Below are 22,095 nucleotides of genomic sequence, written 5' to 3' on the forward strand. Positions count from 1 at the left end.
AGCAACTAGATGGCTGCGTTCGGCTCCTCCCGCTTCCGGCAACCTACCACCGCGATCTACCTCGACCCTAATCCCGCAGTCCGTCAGCGGACCGTCGACAGGCTCAGGTCGGCTGCCGAGTGGCTGACGATCGATCCGGTTTCGACGCCCGCAGCCCTCCGCGACGCGCTCGCGAACGCGACCGAACGTACGTGCGTTATCACCGAATACGATCTCGAAACGACGGACGCGCTGTCGCTGTACGAGCGCGTCAAAGCGAGCGACGTGACGACCGTTCCGTTCCTGCTCTACACCGCCGACGGGGACGAACGGCTCGCGAGCGACGCTATCGCGACCGGCCTGTCGGGATACGTCCCGAGGGGCGTCGACGGGTCGATCAACAGGCTGGTGGCACAGCTTCGGACGATCCTCGACGACGCCGCCCGTGCGAACGGCGACGAACCGGACGCCGATCCGCACCGCTCCGACCCGACGCAACAGGCTCTTCGGTCCGAGCGCGCTCGGTTCGCCGCCCTGTTCGAGCACAGTCCCGACCCAGTCGCTATCACCGTACAGCTTCCCGAAACCGACCGCATCGTCGACGTCAATCCGGCGTTCGAGTCGATGTTCGGCTACGAACGAGCGGAGATCACCGATAGATCGATCGACGACCTGCTCATTCCGGACGACGATGAGCCGGTGTGTATCACCGACGCCGTCGGTCTCGGCGAGGTCGTGACGGCCGAGGTCGAGCGACTGACGACGGACGGACGCAGGAACTTCTTCCTGCGCGGGTTCGCAGTCGAGATCGACGGCGACGTTCTCGAGTACGCGATCTACACCGATCTCAGCGAACAGAAGCGACGCGAGCGCGAACTCGAGCGATACCGGACCCTCGTCGATACGGTCGGCGACCCGATGTACACCCTCGACGAGACGGGCCAGATCGAGATGGTCAACGACGCGATGGCGGACACGCTCGGGACGACGCGGGCCGACCTCGTCGGCAATCACCCATCGTGTTGTCTGTCGGACGACGACGTCGAACGGGCGAGAGAAACGCTGCAGATGATCCTGAAGGACGACGATCGGCAGTGGCGGACCTTCGAGATGGAGTTCGAACCAGTCGACGGCGAACCGTTTCTCGTCGAGAACAACGTCGCACCGCTGGTCGACGAGGACGGCACGTTCGCCGGCAGCGTCGGCGCGATCCGCGACATCAGCGACCGGACGAAACGCGAGCAGCGAATCCGTCGGCTCCACGAGGGGACCCGCCGACTGATGGCCGCGGAGAGCACCGACGACGTCGCTCGCGTGGCCAGCGAGATCGCACACGATGCGCTGTCGCTCGAGATCAACGCCATCCACCTCTACGCGGACGGCACGGATCGACGTGTCTCGAGTGACGCAGCAGCCGGTGGACGGTCCGCTGCGACCGGGGCGAGCGCCAACTCGTCGCAGAACGACGGCGACGACGGCGTTCTCGTCCCCGTCGCGATGACCGACGAAACGGAGGCGCTGCTCGGCTCGGTGCCGACCATCGGCCCCGGCAACAGCATCGCCTGGGACGCCTTCGAGGCCGGCGAAGCGATCGTTCACGGCGACGTCCGCCACGCCGAGAACGTTCGCAATCCCGAGACGCCGATCCGCAGCGAGGCCCACATCCCGCTCGGCGACGAAGGGATCTTCATCGTCAGTTCGACGACGCCGAACGACTTCGATCCGGAGACGCTCACCCTCGCTCGCATCCTCGCGGCCAACCTCGAGGCTGCGCTCGAGCGCGCCCGCCGGGAGTGCGAACTCGCCGATCGGACGGCCGAACTCGAGCGCCAGAACGATCGGCTCGACGCCTTCGCCAGCACCGTCTCGCACGACCTCCGGAATCCGCTGACCCTCGCGGCGGGCCACCTCGAGAACCTCGAACCCCACGTCGACGCCGAGGGCGAGAGCTACCGCGAGGAGATCGCGTGGGCGTTAGACCGGATGGATGACCTCATCGAGCACGTCCTCACGCTCGCCCGGAGCGGCCAGCGGCTGACCGAGACGGAGCCGGTCGACCTCGACGGCGTCGTCGACCGGGCTCACCGCACCGTCGACCCGAGCCTGGATCTGGACCGACCCGAGCCGTTACCGACGGTCGAGGCCGACCAGGACCGCGTCTCCGTTCTCTTCGAGAACGTCTTCCGGAACGCCCGCGAGCACGTCGGTGACGATGTGACGATTACGGTCGAACCCACCGACGACGGGTTTGCGATCGCCGACGACGGCCCCGGCGTCCCGTCGACCGACCGCGAGCAGATTCTCGAGTCGGGCTACAGCACGTCTCCTGATGGAACCGGGTTCGGGCTGGCGATCGTCTCCGAGGTCGTCGACGCCCACGGCTGGTCCGTCACCGTCGGCGAGAGCGAGGCCGGTGGGCTCCGGTTGGCGATCTCGCTCGAGGGGTGAGAGACGCCGGTCTCGCAGACCGGACAACTAGGTCGAGACCGCTGGGTTCGCAGACCGCGTGAACGGGCGGTGTGCGCCGACGCTGCGATACGCGCGACCCACGCACGGTCCGCGAGTGGACACCGTGTGCGTCGTACGTGAGACGACGGAGTCTCTGCTCGAGCACCCGTGAAGGGACGGAACGAGTGAGACGTCCCTGTCGAACCCGATCGTCAAACTCGTTTCACGTTGCACCCGAGTTATGTGCATCCGGTATCATGTTGCGGTATGGACGATACGTCGGAGGGCCCAACATGGTGACGCGTTCCGGAGCGCGGGTGGGTTTCCAGTTCGGTATCGGGATTGCGCTTCTCGTAGTCGGTGTCGGGCAATCGACCGACACTATTGCGTACGATCTTCCCGCGATCGTCTACATTCTGCTCGGGATCGGCCTGGGTGGGTACGGCGTCGTTCTCGTGCAACGGTCGTGATGTGATGCGCTGTCCGCGACGCCCAACAGACCCATCCGCTATCGACCGCGATTGCCCACTCGGAATTCACGGTCGCTCCGGCGGCGAGCGTGTCAAAGCGGCCGGTCGTGCTCGCTCTCGAAATCGCGCTGTCGGCGGTACTGGTCGACGAACGCCGCGACGTCGAACTCGAGCATCTGGGACTCGAACTCGGTGATCGCGTCGTCGTCGTCGGCGTGACTGATCGCGTGTTCCATGAGTTCGACGACGAGTTCGACGACGACCTCGTGGAGTCGCCGGGCGTCGAAGTCGGTCAGCCACAGCAGCGTGTAGCCGACCGCGCCGTCGTCGCTCGCGTCGTGGATGGCGACCGCCTCGGGGAACTCCTCCAGGACGACGCCCATTAGGTGGGGCGTGCCGAACTCCTCGAACTCGTCGTCGGTGTCGATCGTCTCCTGCAGGACGGCGACGAGCGATTCCGGGAAAAAGCGCGATGGCGGATGCACGTCGGTCACGACCCCGTGGGTATCGCCACAGGGGCAGTTGTATTCGCGCATCCCCAGATCGATCTCGTGGGGATCGACGGACTCCCCGCAGGGGAGTTCGAGTCGATCGCCGTCGGAACCCGGAGCGCTGGGTCCTGCCATTGCCAGCCGTACGTGTGGGCCGGGCATAAGGGCGACGACTCGAGGGGAGCCGTGTGGACGGGCCGTCGCCGGACGACGCGCGATCGAACCGCGAGAATAGTTGCCGGTGGGCGCCTGACAGCGCGGCCGTAGCTAGGGCCAGTCGTCGCGGACCTGCTCCGCGTCCGCGTCCTCGTCCTCGGTCGTCGTCGCCAGAATCCAGTCGGCCGCGTCGGCCGCGTCCTCGACGGCGAGGTACTCCCAGCCGACCGCGTCGGCCAGCTGTTCGTCCTCGTCGTCGGCACCGATATAGACGTAGCGGTCGGTGTCGAACTGATCTTTGACCCCCTCGAGACTCTCCGCTTTCCCGCGGGGGCCAGAGAAGAAGTCCTGACGAATGCGGTTCTTCCGCGTGAAGTTGGTCACGACGTAGGTGGGTTTCTCGGAGACGACGCCGATGTACTCGGTCCAGCCTCTGGCGTCTTCGAACACGCGCTCGGGCGAGGCGAGCTCTTTGAGCGCCTCGAGTTCGAAGGCAAGGGTCATGTCGCTGTCGCCGTTCATGCGTCATCGAACGCGTGCAGTCGGGAAAACGACTTCGATACGGGCAGCGCTCGGCGACGGGCCGACTCACTCCCGTTGGACGCGGTAGTACTCCGTAAAGGCGATTACCTCGCCCGGCTCGAGATTCGTTTCGTCCGTAACTGCCTCGTAGAACACCGCCAGCGGCTCGGGATCGAGCTGATCGACGTGGCGAACGGTCGCGTCCGTCGCAACCGACTCGACCCGTTCGAGGGTCAAGGATCGACGGCGGAGGTCACTGACAGCCATGTCTATTTTTACCAAATTTCGTAATAGGGCTTCACAGTTCTGTCTCATGGCTCGCGCGTCGCTTCCGATACAGCGCACGCACGCTGTCGTTCAATGGTCGTGTAAGCCGATCGAGACGGCGTACTGAGAAAGCCAGGCCAACTTGGAGTATATACGTTCCACACGTGTATGGGAATCACTAACTGACTCGTTAGGATTTGATCAGATATCAATGAAATCATTACTACTTACTGCAGTGAGTGTTTCGAACGAGTAGTTCATTTGTAGCATCGATATCAAGAAGAAAGCTACCCATGTGTGGTGGGCCAAGAGACGGCGCATAAAGCTCCAAGCAATCATTCTCTGTGATGGAAATGCGTCCGCACCAAAAAACATAATATCATTGAAATTGAAGATCGAAATATGCCAGCTACGCGCTCTCTTAGACAGTATGTCGGATTTCGAGAAATCGGCGTAGTAACGACGGCCATCGTCTCTATCGTTGTCGTTCCTCTAGTAACCATCTTCTGGCTCATTGCGTTTGATAGTTCAGGGCTTGATCAGACAGTTCCGGATAGTCTCTATATGACGGTTCTTCCGTCATTGACAGTCGCTCTCCTCCCAGGGATAGTTGGGTTCTATTTCTACGATTTGAAACGGTCTCTATTGATAGGGAGTGTGACCTTCCTTGTGGCTGTTGTCTTTATGGTATATCTAAATATGCTGCCAGATGCCTATAGCGCCAAATAGTCCCTAAGTTCAAACACCATGGAGGTGATCGAGATGCGCCTGTATTTAATAGAATTGTGGTTCGGGAGGTTGTTGGAGAGCTCGAATTACTTGGTGCTGACCGTTCTCGCGACGCATTTTGGAATGGAATGAATAAAATAGGAAATATAAAATGAACTGTCGACACCAGAGTTGTCACAAGTTACGATCGATGAAAACAGATGGAGCTAGATGGTGAGAAAAACGGTCGTACACCGCAATCAGCACAGGGTTGAAGCTACTAGAAATCGATGTCTTCAGCCGATGCGGGACTGACCTTGCGAAGGCATCGAGGAGGTATCGAACTAACAGTGTCAACCGTTCAGAAGCACGGGTTACTGTATACCGAAGAGAAAGTTTTTAATTTAGTTATTACCATACTTGGTGTATGGTAAGTGAGATCAGATGTGGTCGCCGTACAGCCATAAAAACGCTTGTTAGTACAGGTCTGGCAACATCCCAATTGGTGGGGAGCGTGAGTTCTAAAGAGTCTTCTAAATTCATTACCGAAAATGCGGCAAAGACTATTGCTCAACGAAGGATTTTCTTTTATAGTCAAGTCCGGGAAGATCACCGACATTGGTCTGGTGCAGTTCCAGGTGAACCAACCTTGTATTATGAACAGGATTCCAACAATAAGTATCGTCCCGCTGTGTACGTTTTTCCAGTAGAAAGACACAGCTTTTTTACAAGCAAAATTGTAGGCCATATAACTATTTCTGCTAACCGCCAGCGTCCACCTGTGATTGAATACGGAAACTCAAACCCACCGAGTTCCAACTTGAAACAAGCTAAACAAAAGATAAAGGAGGTAGGTGCCAGTTCAACTGGAAGGTTGCTGTATCAAGGTGGATTAAGATTTGGCATACAAACATCTGATGATGAGATGGTTGATCTGAAGGGGCAACGACGTATTCCGATTCGAAACTCCTCAGAACCACTTGCAGTTCAGAGTACTGATATTGACGTAAAATCAGAGTGGGATAGACTGACTAGCAGAAGCTCAATTCCAGAAGCGGAATACAGGTCATATAGCGGTGTGAGTCTTGATTTTGATGATTACGCGTGGGACGGACACTACGGAGAGGGCGATCCAGTAGGAGATATCGGTGATGGAAACCTAGATTATCCTGCAAGTCGGGGAATGGAACCGGATAGCTGGGATTCATGGGATGGCTGTAATCCTATCGCGGGAACTCAGATCATCATGTATCATGAGGGATGGCCAAACAATGACGAAAACGTTGAAAAACGAGAAGAGATCTGTGACGCGCTTCATCATCTGATGGATACTGATGACGAAGGATGGAGCAAGACCCAAAATGTCGATGACGGAATCGATGAAATATCCGATGAACTTGGTTTTCTTGATAATTCATACAATGGCGAAAATGAGCACAACATCAGCAAGAAGCTAGTTCGATCTCAGATCGATTCAGGGAGACCCTTCATGTTAACCAATTATAAGCTCCCCGACATTCCTAATCCATTCGGTAAACCAGAAATACAAACAAAAGATCGTCCACGTACCAATAAAAAGAAGGGGAATAACTACAATGGCCATGCTATCGTAGGGGCTGGATATCACGAGGGTAGCACGATGGAGATCGACGTATATGATGGATGGGAGAACTATCGTCAGACACTCACATACGGTGCATGGGACCTAACGGCGATGATTACCAAGATAATTCCATAAGAGATACCATTCCGATATCCGTAACAAGTCTGTTCCTCGCTGTGTGCTGAATCCATTTGCTGTCGATTCTACTGCAGATAAATTTTAAATGAATAAATAATCAAAACATATTTTCTCCATTTAGATTTTTATCATTCATAGGTGTGGTTAACTTGACCAATGTCCCTGACTAACCATTTCGAACCACTAATCCGGTTGTAGCTGTGGCAGCTGGCGTACGATCGATGACGGACGCATGGAAAGCGTGGTATGCTGGGGAATCAGAAAACGACTGTGAACAACCGGAACCGATCGGGCTACTGTTGTTGCTGCGGTGCGAGTTCGTCCAGATCGACGGACTGCTCGAGGAGGACCTCGGCCTGGTCGGCGACGACGCGCTGTTCGCGCATCAGCTGTTTGAACTTGCTCTGGGGCGAGAGGTCGCCGATGAGGACGCCGCCGACGATCTTGCCGTCCTTGAAGGCGATGCGTCGCCACTCGGTGTCGCTGTAGCGTCGCTCGGCGTGTTCGTCGCCCAGCGTCGGGTGACCGAACGAGAGGAACGGGAAGTCGAAGTGGGTGATCGAGTACGACGAGACCCACTGGAATCCCTCGGCTTCCTCGTCGGCGGCCATGTTGACCGCGGCGACCCGACCCTGTTCCTTGGCCGAGCCCCACGAGCCGTTCTGCCCTTGCTCGCCGAGTAGGACGTCGTAGAACTGCGTGATGTCGCCCGCGGCGTAGACGTCGTCGACGTTGGTCTGCATGTACTCGTCGACGACGATCCCGTTGTCCTGTTCGATGCCGGCTCCGCGAAGGAACTCGGTGTTGAACGTCAGCCCGATCGCGACGCCGGCGAAGTCACACTCGTAGCGCTCGCCGTTGGGGTCGACCGCGGCGGTGACGCGATCGTCGTCGTCGACCTCGAAGTGATCGACGCCGCTGTCGAAGACCGGTTCGACGCCCTTCTCGCGGAGGCCCTCGTGGATGATGTCCGCGCCGTCCTCGGAGAGCGCGTAGCGCCACCAGCGGTCGCCTCGCATCAGGTACTTGCCCTCGACGCCCTGTGCGCCGCAGACGGCGGCGAAGTCGATTCCGAGCAGACCAGCGCCGACGACGACCCCGCGGTCGGCGGCTTCCGCGCTCTCTCGGATCGAGCGGGCATCCTCGAACGTCCAGAAGTGGTGAATCCCATCCGCGTCGCTGTGCTCGACCGGGAGCTGTGTCGGCGTCCCGCCCGTCGCGACGAGCAGTTTGTCGTACGGAATTTCGCCGCTCGTGTGGGTGTTGACCACCTTCGCATCGGTATCGACGCCCGTCACGTAGGTGTTCAGCGAGAGCTCGATATCGCGGTCCTCGTACCACTCCTCGTCGTGGATCGAGATGGGGGCCTCCGGAAGCTTTCCTTTCGCGTGTTCCTTGATGAGAATCCGATTATACAGTGGCTCCCCCTCATCGGTGATGACGGTAATCTTCGCGTCCGGGTCTTCCTCCCGGAGGGTCTCGGCAGCCGAACTGCCCGAGATCCCGTCACCGATGATGACGTACTGAGTCATATCCCGAACGTTCGTAATGCGGGTTAAAGTGGGTTGCTATCTCGTCTATCTTGCCGGAGCGGCCGCCACGACACAACGATCGTAAACTCAACCCCGAATATGTTCAACAGAGTGTATTTGACTCGAGGATTTCGATACCATTTCTCGAAAGAGCAAGGTTTGCTGGGATCTCCGACGGTCGCGCACTCGACGCCGAGGGTCGATCGAGCGCACGGCGGCAGGGCCGCGGCGCGGGTGACCCGCCGCCCGGCGGCGTGAGCGAGCGCGACCAGCCCTAACAGTGTTGCCCGAACCGTTCTTTAGCCCCCTCTCCCAAGACGGGGACATGAAACTCCGCCAGAACGCGAAACACTTCGCCTACCGAAAGGCACTCGAGACGCCGGGCGTCCGTTCGGTCGCGAACGCCGGCCTCGTCACACTCCACACGAAGATCTTCGCGGGGAAGGCCGACCCCGCTCGCGCCGAGGAACGGACGGCCCACCTCGACGGCCTCTTCGACGCGACGATGGACGCCTACCTGCGGGCGCTCCAGGATGGATACTCCGAGGCCGAGGCCCGCGAGATCACCCACATTCAGGCCAACTTCGACTTCTACAACCACGGCTGGACCGAGATGATGGAGTTCCCCGCCGACGAACTCGAGGCCCACTACGACCGCTACCGCGAATTCTTCGAACGCTGGGACGTGACGATCGACGAGCCGCTCGGGCAGTTCGCGCCGCCGGCGGGGCTCCCCGACGCGCCCGCGACGCCCGAGAAGCTCGAGAATCCCGACCACCCCCACGCTGAGGGCGGCTTCGCGGACGACGTCTACGTCGAGACCAGCGTTGCGTCGGAGACGCAACGAGCAGACGGCGAAGCCGTCGACGACGACGGCGAGCTCGTCGTCGGCGGCAGGGACGAACCCGACGACGTCGACGTGTCGGACGTGGTCGACGTCGACGACGATCGCTGACCGGCAGGCGTTGGCGTTTCGATCGGCACCCGGTTTTCGGGTAGGACCCTGTTACGTCGAGCGAGACGGAAGTAACGGAGTCGTAACAATATCAGCGGCCGACATCTTCCGTCGCGAATGCACCGACGGAGATATCTCGCGGTCGCATCGTCGCTCTGTCTCGCCGGCTGCTCCGCCTCCAGAAACGCCGATTCGCCGGCCGGTTCCGATTCGAACTCGACCGGGAACTCGGCGTCGCCACCGGTGGGCGAACCCGACGATCCGACGCCGACGGACGAGCCGTCACCGCTCCGAACGCTCGACGATTTCGAGTCGCTCGACTCGTGGGAGTCGTTCAGCGGGACGCTCTCGGCCGACGCGAATCGGGCGGTCGTCGGCACGCAGAGCGCCAAACTGGAGGTCCCGGCGGGCGAACGGACGGGCGGAATCACGACGACGTTCGCGGAGCCGCGGGACTTCTCCGACGTCGTTCCCGGGCTCGCCGTCGCGACGGACGAGCTGGTCGTCCCCTGGCTTCGGCTCGTCGACGACGACGGGAACGAGATCGATTACCGCCGCGCGGTCAAGGGCGGGCTCCCCTTCGAGCGGTACAACTTCGGCGTCGACGCGATCGAGCCGAAGTTCGATTCCGGGGCCGTTCGCGAGGTCCACATCCTGGTCTGGTCGGGGGAAGAGGCGCGGACGGTCTGGCTCGACGACCTCCACCTCGTCCCGCGACCCGAAACGGGCAAAGTCATGTTCCAGTTCGACGACGCCCACGTCACCGACTACACGACGGCCCTCCCGCTGCTCGAGGAGTACGACTATCCCGCGGTGACGTTCGTCAATCCCGGCCGGATCGAAGCGCAGACCCGCGGTGCCGACGACCCCGGCGGCTTTCCCCGGCTCACGGTCGAGCAGGTCCACGAACTCCACGACGCCGGCTGGGTCGTCGGTAACCACTGTCACTCCCACCCGCGGCTCCCGGAACTCGACGCGGCGGGGCAGGAACGCGAGATCAGCGAGGGCAAAGCCTGGCTCGAGGCGGAAGGGTTCGACGAGGGTGCGCGGTACTTCGCGTACCCGTTCGGGGAGTACGACGAGCGGACGCTCGAGCTCGTCGACGAGTATCACGACCTCGCCTTCGCGGGCGGCCGCCCCGTTCAGGGGTACGCCGTGAACCCGCGGCAGACGTCACGAATCGGCGAACCCAGCGCCGAGCAGGTGCAGACCGCCATCGAGCGGACGGCCGCGATGCGGGGGATCACGTCCCTGTTCTTCCACCAGCTCGAGGGCGAGTTTCTCACTGCCTTCGAAGCGGCCCTCGAGACGGTCCGGACGCACGAGGCCGCCGGCGACCTCGACGTGATCCTGCCGGGCGACCTCGAGAACGAGTACCTCGCTCACACCTGACATCGTTCGCGAGCGGGCCAGCGGGGTCCGAGCGGCTCCGCGTCCGGCCGGTTCGAATCCGGGCAGCGGTTTGCCGATGGGGCTGCACGCGGCGAGCGCACTCCATGCCGGCGGCGAGCGCACTGCTGGGTGGCAGCGGTCGCCGCGTGCGGGCGAACGGACGCTCGAGGCTGTCGCGACTGACCGCGCCGTCGAGGGTGCGGGACAGAATCGGAACGGGCGAAGGGGCACGTAGCGGGATCAGAGCCACGGCGGGGAAATGTACTCCGAGGTCGCCCGCGACTTGGGCCAGATGATCTCCTGGACACCCTCGCCCGCGTCGTTTTCCTGCCACTGGAAGTAGACGGGATCCGGATCGGTGCTGCTGTACTTGAGGTCGTGGGGATAGTCGTGATCCTGCCCGTAGAACTCGACGGTTCCGGAGCTCCCGGAGAACGTGACGTCCTCGAGCAGCTGAACGAGGGCGTCGGAATCGAGGGTCCCGGTCTCCTCGACGGCGTGGGCGAACAGGGCGACCGCGTCGTACGTGTGATAGCCCGTGTAGACCGGGTTCGCTCCGTCGTAGGCCTCCTGATAGGCGTTGACGAACGGCCGAGTCTTGTCGGTACGTGTACTCTGTGCCGTGGCGCTGCTCTGGCTGACGCCGTACTGACAGGCCCCGCCGGTCGCTTCGTAGTACAACGGCAGTTGCATCGGAACGTGGATGCCGCCGAACGCGAACGGCCGCGGCTCGGGCGAGACCCAGTCCAGCAGCGCTGCCGTCCCGGTGTGTGCCGTCGTGATGAAGACCGCGTCCGCTCCGTTCTCCTCGACTTCGTCGTAGATCCCGGCGAAGTCGTCGGTCGCCGGCGGGTACCGCTGTTCCATCACGATATCGACTCCCGTATCCGCGAGTCGGTTCTGGTACACCGACCACGGTTTCTCGGTCCACTCGTAATCCTCCGCGAGGACGGCGACGGAGTCCCAGCCCATGTCGGGGGCCATGTCGTCGATGAAGTCGACCTGCATCCGTCCGAGGTCGTGATCGTTGTTCGGCCCCACGCGGAAGTGGTATTTGTAGTCGTCGTACTGCTCTTTCACCAGCCGGCTCGCCGCCGTCGTCGCCGCGCCGGACGTGAGATGGACCGTCCCCTGTTCGGCGATGTCGTCCACGATGTTCATCAACGCCTCGCTGGCGAAGACACCGACGGTGACGTCGGCTCCCTCCTCGAGGATGAGTCGCTGGTACTGGCGACGGGCCTCGAGCGGGCTCCCGTTCGTGTCGCCGACGACCAGTTCGACGTCTCGACCGAGGATGCCATCGGCCTCGTTGAGCTCGTCGACCGCGACCTGTGCCCCACGAATCATCGATCGGCCGATAAAGTCGCTGTCCGGGCTGGGTGCCAGCGCCCCGATCGTGATCGGGGGCTCGTCGCCGCTGCTCCCGATGATCGATCCGGCAGTTCCGAGACAGCCCGCGAACGAAACCGCGGTCGCGCCGCCGAGGCCCGTCTTGAGAAGCGAACGCCGATTCGAGACGTTCGGTCGCCCGTCGGAAACCGAGTCGGTAGTCGGTTCCCCACCGTGACACCCGCGTTCAGTCATACTACACCGTACTCTATTCCTATACGTCATAACAGTTGTGGGCAAGTAACATACTAAACTGTCACACAGACACACATAGGTTAGAGAGCACATGTGGGCTCGCTCGAGACAGAAGCACGCTCGCGACCACCGACAGCTATACCTGGAGGTAGCGGTTTACGAGGCAAAGAACGCGGCACCGGAGCCGAGGTTCGAGTCTACTGTCGGCCGATCGACCACCATCGCCGTCCGACCGTCGCTGGCGGAATCCGATTCGGACGAACGCCCACCCAAAAATTCACGCCCGCCGTTCACGGCTGAATTCGCTCGCTGCGTACACGGAGACCGCCGACCTGGGGGTCTACAGCCAGTCCGGCGTCACGTATTCGGCGTCGTCGGCCGCGTGTTCCTCGGGCCAGATGACTTCCTGAACGCCGTCGCCGTCGTCGTTTTCCTGCCACTGGAAGTAGACCGGGTGGACGTTTTCCTTGCCGTAGATGACGTCGTGAGCGTGTTCGTGCTCCGGCCCGTGGAACTCGATGATTCCGGTGGTCCCGGTGAAGTTGGTCGCCTCGAGCGGGTCGATCAACTCTTCGGAGTCGAGTGTGTCGCCCCGGTCGGCGGCGTCGGCGAACACTTTGACCGCGTCGAACGCGATGTAGCCGGTATAGACTGGGCTATTACCGTTGTTCTCGGCTTGATATTTCGACACGAAGTCCTGGGTCTCGGAAGTCAGCGACGCGGTCGGGGTCGCGCTGGCGTAGCCGATGGCGTACTCGCAGGCACCGTCGGTCAGCTCGTAATACGAGGGCGACTGCATCGGAACGTGGATGCCCCCGAACGCGAAGTCGCGCTCCTCCGGTCGCCAGTCTTTCAGCGCAGCGGTCCCGGTGTGGGCGGTCGAGATGAACGCCGCGTCGGCGTTTGCCTCTTCGACCTCGGTGTAGATATCGGAGAAGTCGTCGGTCGCCGGGGGATACCGCCGCCACAGCTCGACGTCGATGTCGGTCTCCGGCAGCTGGCTCTGGTAGAACCGCCACAGCCCCTCGGTCCAGGCGTAGTCCTCGGCGAGCACGGCGATGGAGTCCCAGCCGATATCGCCGCCCATCTCGGTCAGGAAGTCGATCTGCGCCTGTGCGAGATTCGTCCCGTTGACCGGGCCGGGACGGAAGTGATACTTGTAGTCGTCGTAGGAGTCGGTGACCTTCTGGCTCGCCGTCGTCGTCGCGGAGCCGACCGTGAGGTGAACCGTCTCCTGCTCGGCGATATCCTCCAGCAACGGCACGAGCGCTTCGGACGTGGAGACTCCGACGGTGACGTCGGCCCCCTCCTCGAGGATGAGTCGCTGGTACTGGCGACGGGCCTCGAGCGGACTCGCGTTCGTGTCGCCGACGACCAGTTCGACGTCTCGGCCGAGGATGCCGCCACTGTTGTTGAGCTCGTCGACGGCGATTCGAGCGCCACGTACGATCGCACGCCCGGTCGAATCGCTCCCCGGATCGGGCGCGAGCACGCCGATCGTGACCGGCTCGACGTCGTCGCTCCCGACGATCGATCCGGCCGTCCCGAGACAGCCCGCCATCGAGAGACCGGCGGCCCCACCCGCCGTCGTTTTGAGTAGCCGCCGTCGGTCGAGTCCGCGTCGTCGGCCGCCCGCCGAAGCGGGTCCCCCGTCACCACGTTCGCGGTCTGCGTCGTCCATATTGGACAGTCGTTTCTACCTATGTTTCTTAACGTTTGCGAAGAATATCATCGGACGCTCGTCATCCGTTGAGAGAAATCGCCCGCGGTCAAAAACTGATGGTCTACATCGTGCAAAAGAGTTACTCCGACTGATTCCCCACAATGCAAACAAATTCCACACCAATGTTTGTGGAAAATGGGGAAGAGCCACCGAATCCCCATCCGAAGGCGATTATCAGCTCCGATAACTGAGGATGACAATTTATGTAGTGACGAAATCACGCGTTCCCTATCCATGGATTTCGTTCGACGATTGGTGCCGACAGCTATCCGACGCAGGTACGCGGTCAAGTTCGGGATCGCGTTGCTCATTCTCGGGTTGTCCGTCGGCCTGATCGGATACGGTGCAACGGGGGCTATCTCGAATCAGGTGGAGGATCGAGTGCAGAGCGATCACGCGTCTGCGGCCGGGCAGGAAGCACAGAGCCTGCAGATGTGGAACGAACAGAACGAACACACGATCGGGACGATCGCCAGATCGGACGTCGTCGCCAGTGACGATCCGGCGGCGATCCAGAGTCGGTTCCTCGACTGGGAGGAACACCTGGACGCCGATACGTTCGATATTTCCTACGTAGACCTTACCAACGAGACCGTAACGGCGAGCACGAACGAGAACTTCCGCGGGGTCTCGACCAGCCAGATCGACAACGTTCCGAGCGAGGCCTACTCGAGCGCGTCGACGAACGTGCCCTGGGTCTCCGACGCCTACCTCGCAGCGGGCGAGTTCGGCCAGGACACGACCGTGATCACCTACGTCCAGCTCTCGCCCGAGAACGAGGACCGGGCGATCGTCTACACCGCCGATCTCGAGGCATACGCGAACCAACTGCAGGACGAGGAGGGCATCACGACGGTGATCGTCGACGGCGACAACGAGATCATGCTCGACAACGCCGGCTACGGCGCGCAGGACGGGAACCAGCAAGACGGAGGGGAGACCAACCACACGACGCTCGGTCTCGCCTACGAGGATAGCAACAAGCTCCTGCAGAAGGCCCGGACCGAGGGGGCGACCACGCGAAAGGTCTCGGCGTCGTCGCTGGCCTTCGGTGACGACCCGTACCGCTTCCAGAACGGTGACCAGAGCAAATACGTGACGAGTTCGGCGCGCGTGCTGGGTACCGACTGGGTAGTCGTCAGACACGAACCCTCGAGTCAGGCGCTCGGGTACGTCCAGGGCATCCAGCAGTACGGGATCTACGCGACGTTCCTCGGCATCCTCATGATCGGCGCGGTCGGTGCGGTCCTCGGACGCAACACCGCCGTCTCGATCGACCGACTCACGGACAAGGCCGGCCAGATGGAGGACGGGAATCTCGACGTCGACCTCGAGACCACGCGGATCGACAACATCGGCCGGCTCTACGACGGCTTCGACTCGATGCGCGTCGCCCTGCGCGAGCAGATCGAGGAGGCCGAATCCGCCCGCGAGGAAGCCGAGCGCGAACGCAAGCGCGTTCAGGAGATCAACGATCACCTCCAGGAGAAAGCCGCCGAGTACTGCGCGGTCATGGGCAGCGCGGCGGACGGCGATCTCACCGCCCGCGCGACCGTCGAGAGCGAGAACGAACAGATGCAGCAGATCGGCGAGGACTTCAACGAGATGCTCGACGAGATCGAGCAGACCATCGCCGAGCTCAACCGATTCGCGACCGACGTCGCGACCGCCTCCGAGCAGGTGACCGCCTCGAGCGAGGAGGTTCGATCCGCCTCGCAACAGGTCACCGAGTCGATTCAGGAGATTTCCGACGGCGCGGACCGCCAGAACGAGTCGCTCCAATCGGTCAACCAGGAGATGAGCGGCCTCTCGACGACGACCGAGGAGATCGCGGCCTCGTCGAACGAGGTCGCCGACATCGCCGAACGGACCGTCGACACCGGGAGGGAAGGGCAGGAAGCCGCCGAAGCGGCGATTACTGCCATGGACGATATCGAAACCGAGGCCGGCGACGCGGTCAACGAGATGCGCCGGCTCGAGGAGGAGGTCCAGCAGATCGACGAACTGATCAACACGATTTCGGAGATCGCTCGTCAGACCAACATGCTGGCGCTGAACGCCAACATCGAGGCCTCCCGTTCCGCCGGCGGGAGCAGCGACGACGAAGGCTTCTCCGTCGTCGCGAAGGAGGTCAAGGCGCTCTCCGAGGACGTCGCCGAGGCGGCCGACGAGGCCGAGGACCGACTCGAGGCGATCCGCGAACGGACCGAGGAGTCGGCCGCCGAGGTCGAGGGGACGAGTACCAACATCGAGAACGCCAGCGAACAGGTCCAGGAGGCGGTCAGTGCGCTCCAGGAGATCGCCGACCTCGCCCAGGAGACCAACGTGGGCGTCCAGGAGATCTCCGCAGCGACCGAGGAACAGGCGGCCTCGACGCAGGAGGTCGTCGCGATGGTCGACGACGCGGCGACGATTTCCGAGGAGACGACCTCGGAAGCCGAGAACGTCGCCGCCGCGGCCGAAGAGCAGACCACCGCACTGACCGAAGTCACGAAGTCGGCCTCGAGCCTCTCCGAACAGGCGTCACAGCTGTCCGAAGCGCTCGATCGGTTCGATACCGACGTCGATCGCGACGACGTGGACCTCGAGTCGACGTTCGACATCGACGCGGAACTGGACGCGGCCGAACCGCAGTTCGACGCCGACGGCGCGGCCGGCAGCGAGCCGGGCAACGAGGGCGGGGATAGCGGAATCACCTTCGACGCCGACACCGACGACGCCGACCGGTCGACTGACGCTGCACTCGCGAGCGATGCGGTCGACGAGCAGGCCGACGCTGCCGACGAGGAGAACGGTACCGACGATATCCTCGGTCTCGAGGACCGCGAGGGCGACATCGATACCGAACCGACGGGCACGGCTGACCCGCTCGCGGACGTCGACCCCGAGCCGGAGACCGAGCTCGAGGAGTCCGAAGCGGATACCGACGCGACCGACGAGAGCGACGAGCCGGTCGACGACGCCACCGACGATTCGGACGCCGAAGACGACGAGAGCGAAAGCGACGACGTGTTCACGTTCGGTGCGACCAGCGACGACGAGTAACACCGCGAGCGGTCCCACGACGACGGCCATCGACGCGCTTGCGGTTCGAACCGCCGACGACACCGCCGGGGGGGCTGGTCGGTGTCGTTCGCTACCTTTTTGACTGCCGTCTCGGAAGGAATCGGCATGCTCACCGTGCGGGCACCTGCGACGAGTGCGAACCTCGGGAGTGGCTTCGACGTCTTCGGCGTCGCTCTCGGAACGCCCGCCGACGTGGTCCGGGTCGAGCGCGCCCCGGAGACGACGATTACGGTCACCGGCGCGGGCAGCCAGTACATCCCGGAAGATCCCGCCAAGAACACCGTCGGTGCGGTCGCGGAGGCGCTCGACGCCCCCGCTCACATCCGGATCGACAAGGGCGTCCGTCCGTCGTCGGGACTCGGATCGTCGGCCGCGAGCGCGGCCGCCGCGGCCGTCGCGCTGAACGCGCTCTACGACCGCGGCCGCTCCCGCGAGGAGCTCGTCCCCATCGCCGCCGAAGGCGAGGCGCTCGTCTCCGGCGAGGCCCACGCGGACAACGTCGCGCCCTCCCTGCTCGGCGGCTTCACCGTCGTCACCGACGACAGCGTCACGCAGGTCGACGCGTCCGTTCCCGTCGTCGCCTGTCTCCCCGAAATCTCCGTCTCCACGCGCGACGCGCGCGGCGTCGTCCCCCAGTCGGCCACGATGGACGAAGTCGTCACCACTGTCGGCAACGCCGCCACGCTGACCGTCGGCATGACTCGAGACGACCCCGTCCTCGTCGGCGAGGGCCTGACCGACGATATCGTCACGCCCGAACGAACCAAGCTCATCGACGGCTACGACCGCGTTCGCGAGGCCGCCCTCGAGGCGGGCGCGACCGGCGTGACGGTCAGTGGTGCCGGACCGGGGATTCTCGCGGTCTGTCACCGCCGCGACCGGCGGGCGATCGCCTCGGCGATGGTCGACGCCTTCGACGCGGTCGGCGTGGAGAGCCGCGCGTACCAGACCGCCGTCAGCGACGGCGCCACGCTGTATCGCTGAGCCGATGAGCCTGACGACCGACGGCGTCCTCGCGGTCATCGCCCTCGGAGCGTTCGCGGGCGGTCTCGCCGTTGCGGGCGCACCGCTCTCGGTTTCGTTTCTGGCGGTCGGCGGCCTCGGAACGCTCGCCTTCGAGGCCGTCGCGTTCGGCCACAGCGAGGCCGTCCGTCGGTACTGGGAGCGGCCGTCCGTTCAGGCGGGAACGCTCGCGGGCGCGTTCGGTCTCGTCGGCGTCGGCATCGCCGTCGCCCCCTCGAGGATTCTCTCGGCGGGGATCGGCGCGGTCGTGACGTACCTGCTGTTCCTGTCGTTCGTGCTCGCAACGCGGTCGTGACCGCCGGTCAGCCGGACGCGGGTTCAGCCGGCGGCCGGTAACACGGCTCACGGCGAAGATACCGGCAGCCTACCGCTCGGTAGGCCGGCTGTTACGGGTCGTATCCCGATTGATACCTTTCCGTGACAGTCAGGAATCCGTTCCCGTATGCGGGGGGCGTTCGGCGCACTACCGGAAGCGATGGACCACAGTCCGACATCTCAACGGACGCGGCCCCGTGTTACGGCCGCTCCGCGACGCTCCGCCAGCGTCGACCGTAGATCCGCGGGAGGGCATCGACCTTCGCGTGTCGAACGGTCGCCGGCACCGTCGAGACTCTCGTGGAAACGCCGGCCGGGAGCGGGCCGTACGGCACCGACGAGACCGCAGTTGGGTTCTTCGAAACCGGCCGCCGGCCGGCGTAGCCAGGGCCGCGCTGCGTCGACTCGTACAGCGCCTCGAATTTCGAATGACCGTCGATGACTCCGTTGCGAGCCGCTTTTGCGCCCTTTTTGGCCTCCTGCTGAAGCGCAGCGTTCGTCGCGTCCGGTTTCACGTCGGCGACGAAGTTCCTGATTTCGGCTGCCGCCTCGGAGTCACCGGACGATCCGAACGCGTCAGGGCCGACGACGTCCTCGAGTTCGCGCCTGAGCTGTCGCAGCTCCCGTGCGAAATCGGCGATATCGACGGTATTCCAGAGTTCGCGCAGTGTGATGACGTCCCCGATCGTGCTGAGGTCCAGCGCCGGGTCCGGATCCTTCTCACGGATCGCGTCCGGGAGGCCGTCAAACTCGACGAGGTCTGGCAACGCCGATACATCGACGGCATCCGGCAGCCGCTCGAAATCGATCGTTTCGAGGAGGTCGTCGACTTCCTCGACGACGTCCAGGAGTTCCGCTACCGTCGCCGCCCGCGTCTCGTCCGACTCGCTGCTCGTGGGTTCCCGGAGCAGCCGCTCGATTTCCGCTGTCAGTCGGTGAGCGAGTTGCTCGACGCTGGTCGGGGACAGTGCCTGGCTCATACAAGTGAGACGCGGGATGCGTATAAAACGGGCGCGCTTGCCGATCAGTCGCAGTTCCGGCGCGCCTGAAAACGGGTCCCACCGGCAGTCGGTTAGACGCCGCGACCCTGCAGCTTCTCGTCTTCCGGGAGGTCGACGTTCGCGTCGCCTTTCATGCTCTTGCCGAGGTTCTTCGAGATCTCGGCGAGCGTCTCGGGGTCGTCCCAGTTGTTGGTCGCCTCGACGATCGCCTCGGCCATCTCGGGCGGGTTCTCCGCGCCGAAGATGCCGCTGCCCACGAAGATGCCGTCGCACTCGTGGTGCATCATGAGCGCGGCGTCGGCGGGCGTCGCGATGCCGCCGGCGGCGAAGTTGACGACCGGGAGTCGGCCCATCTCGGCGGTCTCGTGGACCAGTTCGGCGGGTGCCTCGAGTTCGCGAGCGAAGGCCTCTCGCTCCTCGTGGCTCATGCCCTCGAGTTTGCGGATCGCCCCCTTGATCGTCCGCTGGTGGTGGACGGCCTGGTTCACGTCACCGGTGCCGGCCTCGCCCTTCGTTCGGATCATCGCCGCACCCTCGTCGATCCGGCGCAGCGCCTCGCCGAGGTCGCGCGCGCCGCAGACGAACGGCGCGGTGAAGTCGCGCTTGTCGATGTGGTAGGCGTCGTCCGCAGGGGTGAGGACTTCGGACTCGTCGATCATGTCGACGCCGACGGCCTCGAGAATCTGCGCTTCCTTGGTGTGCCCGATACGGGACTTGCCCATGACGGGGATCGAAACCGAGTCGACGATCTCCGCGACGTCGGCGGGGTCGGCCATCCGGGCGACGCCGCCGCGCTTGCGGATGTCCGCGGGGACGGCTTCCAGCGCCATCACCGCGACCGCGCCGGCCGCTTCGGCGATGCGGGCCTGTTCGGGGTCGACGACGTCCATGATGACGCCGCCCTTCTGCATCCGTGCGAAGCCGCGCTTGACGAGATCGGTCCCGCGTCGCAGTTCCTCGAGATCGGTGTTCTCGGCCATACTGCGCGCTTAGGAGCCACGGCACTTACGCGTGTTCTTTGGGAACGATCCGGCCGCGGGAGCCGAAACCGGTCGGCAGTTGCGCTCACGACCTGGAACCGTCCATCCGTCCGTCCGATCCCGATCCGCGTCACGTCTCGACCCGCTCACCGGCAGTCAATCGCGCTCTGACGTGTGACCCGTACACCCGAGCCAGCGGCCGCTGCCACAGTCCGAGTTCCCGCGCCAGCTCCGACGCCACCTCGAGTCGCGTGCCGACCGATGGGCCAGGTCCGATCGCGACCGCGCCCTGCACGTGCGCCGTCGTCCGCAGGAGGTCCCCGTCTCTCATCGTGTAGCTCGTCATCGTCCAGTCACGCGTTCGAGGGTCGAGCCAGGGTCGTGCCACCTCGAGCCTGACGGTCTCGCTGCCGCGGTCGCTACCGACGACGGTGCGGATGCCGTCCGGGCTGTCGGTCACGGTCAGGTCCACCCGTTCCTTGGGAAAGCCCCAGAGCTCGCGCCCGAGCGCGACCGAGGGCTCGGTCGTGACCGGGAGCCAGTGGACGTAGCCGCCGAGTTCGCCGTCAGCGAGCTGTGCGAGCGGGCGGGTCGTCCGACTCCCGCGGACCGCCGGGACGATGACGGCGAACTCGTCGTAGGGCTCGAGTCCGGTCGCGTCTCCCTCCCCGCCTCCCACCCGATGGTACTGGATTCCAACCAGTGCGACGCAGCCGATCCCGGGTGCGATCGCCAGCGACGAGAGCGCGTCCGGCAGGATCGCCTCGAGGCGGCCGCGACGGGCGGGGACGGTGACGCCACCCATCGTGAACGATAGCTCGAGGGGGAGGTCGACCTCGTGGCCGGTCGAGAGCCGTCGTCGCGTCCGTTCGACCGTCGTCATGAGGGTTCCTACGACGGGCCCGCTCGTAGTGGTACGGGTTCGCAGCCGTCCGGGGCGACAACCGCTACTGTTTTGCGGCCGCCGTCCGTCGCGCCGGACGATGAGCGCGTCGACTCGGCTGTCCGATCGCGAGCGGCCCGACGACGAGTCGCTTCCGACGTATCTCGCACCGGTTCCGAAGACGCTCGAGGACCTCGGCCTGCGCTTCGCGTGGCTGGTCGTGGCGATCAACCTCGCGGGGACGGCCTTCGGCTTCTGGTACTACTCGGGACAGTTCGCGCGGACGCCGGCGGCGATGTGGCCTTGGGTGCCGGACAGCCCGCTGGCGACGCTGTTTATCGCGCTGGCGATCGGCTGCTGGAAACTGGGCCGCGAGCAGCCGTGGCTCACCGCGCTCGCGTTCTTCGGGAACGTCGTGCTCGGACTGTGGACGCCCCTGACGCTGCTGGCCTTCGCCGACTCCTACGGCTACCTCCACCCGCTGATGTACCACTTCCTCTTCTGGAGCCACCTCGCGATGGTCGTCCAGGCGTTCGTCCTCCACCGGATCTCGTCGTTCCCGGTGTGGGCCGTCGCCGTCGCCACCGTCTGGTACTGGAGCAACCTCGTCGTCGACTACTTCGTTCCGATCGTCGGCGATCCACATCACACGATCATCCCCGTAGAGCGCGAGACGAGCATGTTCCTCGAGGCCGACGCGCTCGGCGTGATCGCCGCGGGCGAAGTCTCGTTCGTCCTCCTGGCGCTGTTTCTCGCGCTCGCGATCCGGGTCACAAAGGTCGACACCGCCCGGAACCGGTCGTAACGATCGCCTCGGGCGGTGAGCGTCCGGAAACGCGGTGTGATTCGATCTCGAGAC

At 63.5% G+C, this 22,095-nt stretch carries 17 protein-coding genes; 8 read left to right on the forward strand and 9 right to left on the reverse strand.

All coding sequences use genetic code 11. The annotated features are described in order from the left end of the window. Positions 1–9 precede the first annotated feature (9 nt). On the forward strand, positions 10–2,427 hold the full coding sequence (locus BMX07_RS14740; RefSeq protein WP_090618837.1) for a PAS domain S-box protein: 2,418 nt from the start codon (positions 10–12) through the stop codon (positions 2,425–2,427). A gap of 562 nt (positions 2,428–2,989) precedes the next feature. On the opposite strand, the gene BMX07_RS14745 is transcribed toward BMX07_RS14740, so the two are convergent. The 3 genes from BMX07_RS14745 to BMX07_RS14755 form a co-directional block, all read right to left on the reverse strand. Next, positions 2,990–3,523 carry a DUF5815 family protein gene (locus tag BMX07_RS14745; protein WP_090618840.1) on the reverse strand — a complete coding sequence of 178 codons (534 nt, stop codon included), beginning with the start codon at positions 3,521–3,523 and terminating at the stop codon, positions 2,990–2,992. Between the two features lie 132 nt (positions 3,524–3,655). After that, positions 3,656–4,066, reverse strand: a complete 411-nt coding sequence (locus BMX07_RS14750; protein ID WP_090618843.1) for a DUF7124 domain-containing protein — start codon at positions 4,064–4,066, stop codon at positions 3,656–3,658. A 66-nt stretch (positions 4,067–4,132) separates the two neighbouring features. Beyond that, positions 4,133–4,339, reverse strand: a complete 207-nt coding sequence (locus BMX07_RS14755) for a hypothetical protein (RefSeq protein ID WP_090619923.1) — start codon at positions 4,337–4,339, stop codon at positions 4,133–4,135. 1,129 nt (positions 4,340–5,468) lie between these two features. Between BMX07_RS14755 and BMX07_RS23855 the strand changes: the two genes are divergently transcribed. After that, complete coding sequence (locus tag BMX07_RS23855) at positions 5,469–6,779, forward strand: hypothetical protein (RefSeq protein ID WP_139210921.1); 1,311 nt, start codon at positions 5,469–5,471, stop codon at positions 6,777–6,779. Positions 6,780–7,075: 296 nt separating this feature from the next. On the opposite strand, the gene BMX07_RS14760 is transcribed toward BMX07_RS23855, so the two are convergent. Next, a complete protein-coding gene (locus tag BMX07_RS14760; RefSeq protein WP_090618846.1) occupies positions 7,076–8,314 on the reverse strand; it encodes an NAD(P)/FAD-dependent oxidoreductase in 1,239 nt (412 codons plus the stop codon). 325 nt (positions 8,315–8,639) lie between these two features. On the opposite strand from BMX07_RS14760, the gene BMX07_RS14765 reads away from it, so the two are divergent. After that, the gene (locus BMX07_RS14765; protein ID WP_090618849.1) at positions 8,640–9,269 is read left to right on the forward strand and encodes a DUF6149 family protein; all 630 of its coding nucleotides are present in this window, start codon (positions 8,640–8,642) and stop codon (positions 9,267–9,269) included. A gap of 117 nt (positions 9,270–9,386) precedes the next feature. Further along, complete coding sequence (locus BMX07_RS14770; RefSeq protein WP_090618852.1) at positions 9,387–10,661, forward strand: polysaccharide deacetylase family protein; 1,275 nt, start codon at positions 9,387–9,389, stop codon at positions 10,659–10,661. A gap of 240 nt (positions 10,662–10,901) precedes the next feature. Here the strand turns inward: BMX07_RS14770 and BMX07_RS14775 are convergent, their stop codons facing one another. Next, a complete protein-coding gene (locus BMX07_RS14775; RefSeq protein ID WP_090618854.1) occupies positions 10,902–12,245 on the reverse strand; it encodes an ABC transporter substrate-binding protein in 1,344 nt (447 codons plus the stop codon). A gap of 340 nt (positions 12,246–12,585) precedes the next feature. After that, positions 12,586–13,926 carry an ABC transporter substrate-binding protein gene (locus tag BMX07_RS14780; protein ID WP_090618856.1) on the reverse strand — a complete coding sequence of 447 codons (1,341 nt, stop codon included), beginning with the start codon at positions 13,924–13,926 and terminating at the stop codon, positions 12,586–12,588. Between the two features lie 276 nt (positions 13,927–14,202). Between BMX07_RS14780 and BMX07_RS14785 the strand changes: the two genes are divergently transcribed. From BMX07_RS14785 to BMX07_RS14795, 3 genes are all read left to right on the forward strand, one after another. Further along, positions 14,203–17,013, forward strand: a complete 2,811-nt coding sequence (locus BMX07_RS14785) for a methyl-accepting chemotaxis protein (protein ID WP_090618857.1) — start codon at positions 14,203–14,205, stop codon at positions 17,011–17,013. A gap of 126 nt (positions 17,014–17,139) precedes the next feature. Further along, the gene (locus tag BMX07_RS14790) at positions 17,140–18,018 is read left to right on the forward strand and encodes a homoserine kinase (RefSeq protein WP_090618859.1); all 879 of its coding nucleotides are present in this window, start codon (positions 17,140–17,142) and stop codon (positions 18,016–18,018) included. A 4-nt stretch (positions 18,019–18,022) separates the two neighbouring features. Further along, positions 18,023–18,352 carry a hypothetical protein gene (locus BMX07_RS14795; RefSeq protein ID WP_090618861.1) on the forward strand — a complete coding sequence of 110 codons (330 nt, stop codon included), beginning with the start codon at positions 18,023–18,025 and terminating at the stop codon, positions 18,350–18,352. 220 nt (positions 18,353–18,572) lie between these two features. Here the strand turns inward: BMX07_RS14795 and BMX07_RS14800 are convergent, their stop codons facing one another. The 3 genes from BMX07_RS14800 to BMX07_RS14810 form a co-directional block, all read right to left on the reverse strand. Beyond that, a complete protein-coding gene (locus BMX07_RS14800) occupies positions 18,573–19,352 on the reverse strand; it encodes a hypothetical protein (RefSeq protein ID WP_090618864.1) in 780 nt (259 codons plus the stop codon). A gap of 92 nt (positions 19,353–19,444) precedes the next feature. After that, positions 19,445–20,353, reverse strand: a complete 909-nt coding sequence (gene pdxS, locus BMX07_RS14805; protein WP_090618866.1) for a pyridoxal 5'-phosphate synthase lyase subunit PdxS — start codon at positions 20,351–20,353, stop codon at positions 19,445–19,447. A 130-nt stretch (positions 20,354–20,483) separates the two neighbouring features. Next, positions 20,484–21,236, reverse strand: coding sequence for an acetoacetate decarboxylase family protein (locus tag BMX07_RS14810; RefSeq protein WP_090618869.1), 753 nt, complete (start codon positions 21,234–21,236; stop codon positions 20,484–20,486). 100 nt (positions 21,237–21,336) lie between these two features. On the opposite strand from BMX07_RS14810, the gene BMX07_RS14815 reads away from it, so the two are divergent. Beyond that, positions 21,337–22,041 carry a DUF1405 domain-containing protein gene (locus tag BMX07_RS14815; protein WP_090618871.1) on the forward strand — a complete coding sequence of 235 codons (705 nt, stop codon included), beginning with the start codon at positions 21,337–21,339 and terminating at the stop codon, positions 22,039–22,041. Positions 22,042–22,095: the final 54 nt, after the last annotated feature.

It is taken from the genome of Natrinema salaciae (assembly GCF_900110865.1).
Lineage (GTDB): Archaea > Halobacteriota > Halobacteria > Halobacteriales > Natrialbaceae > Natrinema > Natrinema salaciae.

Excerpts from the sequence above, each read along its gene's own strand:
- BMX07_RS14770 (WP_090618852.1), top strand. The coding sequence starts at position 9,387 with ATGCACCGACGGAGATATCTCGCGGTCGCATCGTCGCTCTGTCTCGCC.
- BMX07_RS14795 (WP_090618861.1), top strand. The coding sequence starts at position 18,023 with ATGAGCCTGACGACCGACGGCGTCCTCGCGGTCATCGCCCTCGGAGCG.
- BMX07_RS14760 (WP_090618846.1), bottom strand. The coding sequence starts at position 8,314 with ATGACTCAGTACGTCATCATCGGTGACGGGATCTCGGGCAGTTCGGCT.
- BMX07_RS14775 (WP_090618854.1), bottom strand. The coding sequence starts at position 12,245 with ATGACTGAACGCGGGTGTCACGGTGGGGAACCGACTACCGACTCGGTT.
- BMX07_RS14785 (WP_090618857.1), top strand. The coding sequence starts at position 14,203 with ATGGATTTCGTTCGACGATTGGTGCCGACAGCTATCCGACGCAGGTAC.
- pdxS (WP_090618866.1), bottom strand. The coding sequence starts at position 20,353 with ATGGCCGAGAACACCGATCTCGAGGAACTGCGACGCGGGACCGATCTC.
- BMX07_RS14780 (WP_090618856.1), bottom strand. The coding sequence starts at position 13,926 with ATGGACGACGCAGACCGCGAACGTGGTGACGGGGGACCCGCTTCGGCG.
- BMX07_RS14750 (WP_090618843.1), bottom strand. The coding sequence starts at position 4,066 with ATGAACGGCGACAGCGACATGACCCTTGCCTTCGAACTCGAGGCGCTC.
- BMX07_RS14815 (WP_090618871.1), top strand. The coding sequence starts at position 21,337 with ATGAGCGCGTCGACTCGGCTGTCCGATCGCGAGCGGCCCGACGACGAG.
- BMX07_RS14740 (WP_090618837.1), top strand. The coding sequence starts at position 10 with ATGGCTGCGTTCGGCTCCTCCCGCTTCCGGCAACCTACCACCGCGATC.
- BMX07_RS14800 (WP_090618864.1), bottom strand. The coding sequence starts at position 19,352 with ATGAGCCAGGCACTGTCCCCGACCAGCGTCGAGCAACTCGCTCACCGA.
- BMX07_RS14745 (WP_090618840.1), bottom strand. The coding sequence starts at position 3,523 with ATGGCAGGACCCAGCGCTCCGGGTTCCGACGGCGATCGACTCGAACTC.
- BMX07_RS14810 (WP_090618869.1), bottom strand. The coding sequence starts at position 21,236 with ATGACGACGGTCGAACGGACGCGACGACGGCTCTCGACCGGCCACGAG.
- BMX07_RS14765 (WP_090618849.1), top strand. The coding sequence starts at position 8,640 with ATGAAACTCCGCCAGAACGCGAAACACTTCGCCTACCGAAAGGCACTC.
- BMX07_RS14790 (WP_090618859.1), top strand. The coding sequence starts at position 17,140 with ATGCTCACCGTGCGGGCACCTGCGACGAGTGCGAACCTCGGGAGTGGC.
- BMX07_RS23855 (WP_139210921.1), top strand. The coding sequence starts at position 5,469 with ATGGTAAGTGAGATCAGATGTGGTCGCCGTACAGCCATAAAAACGCTT.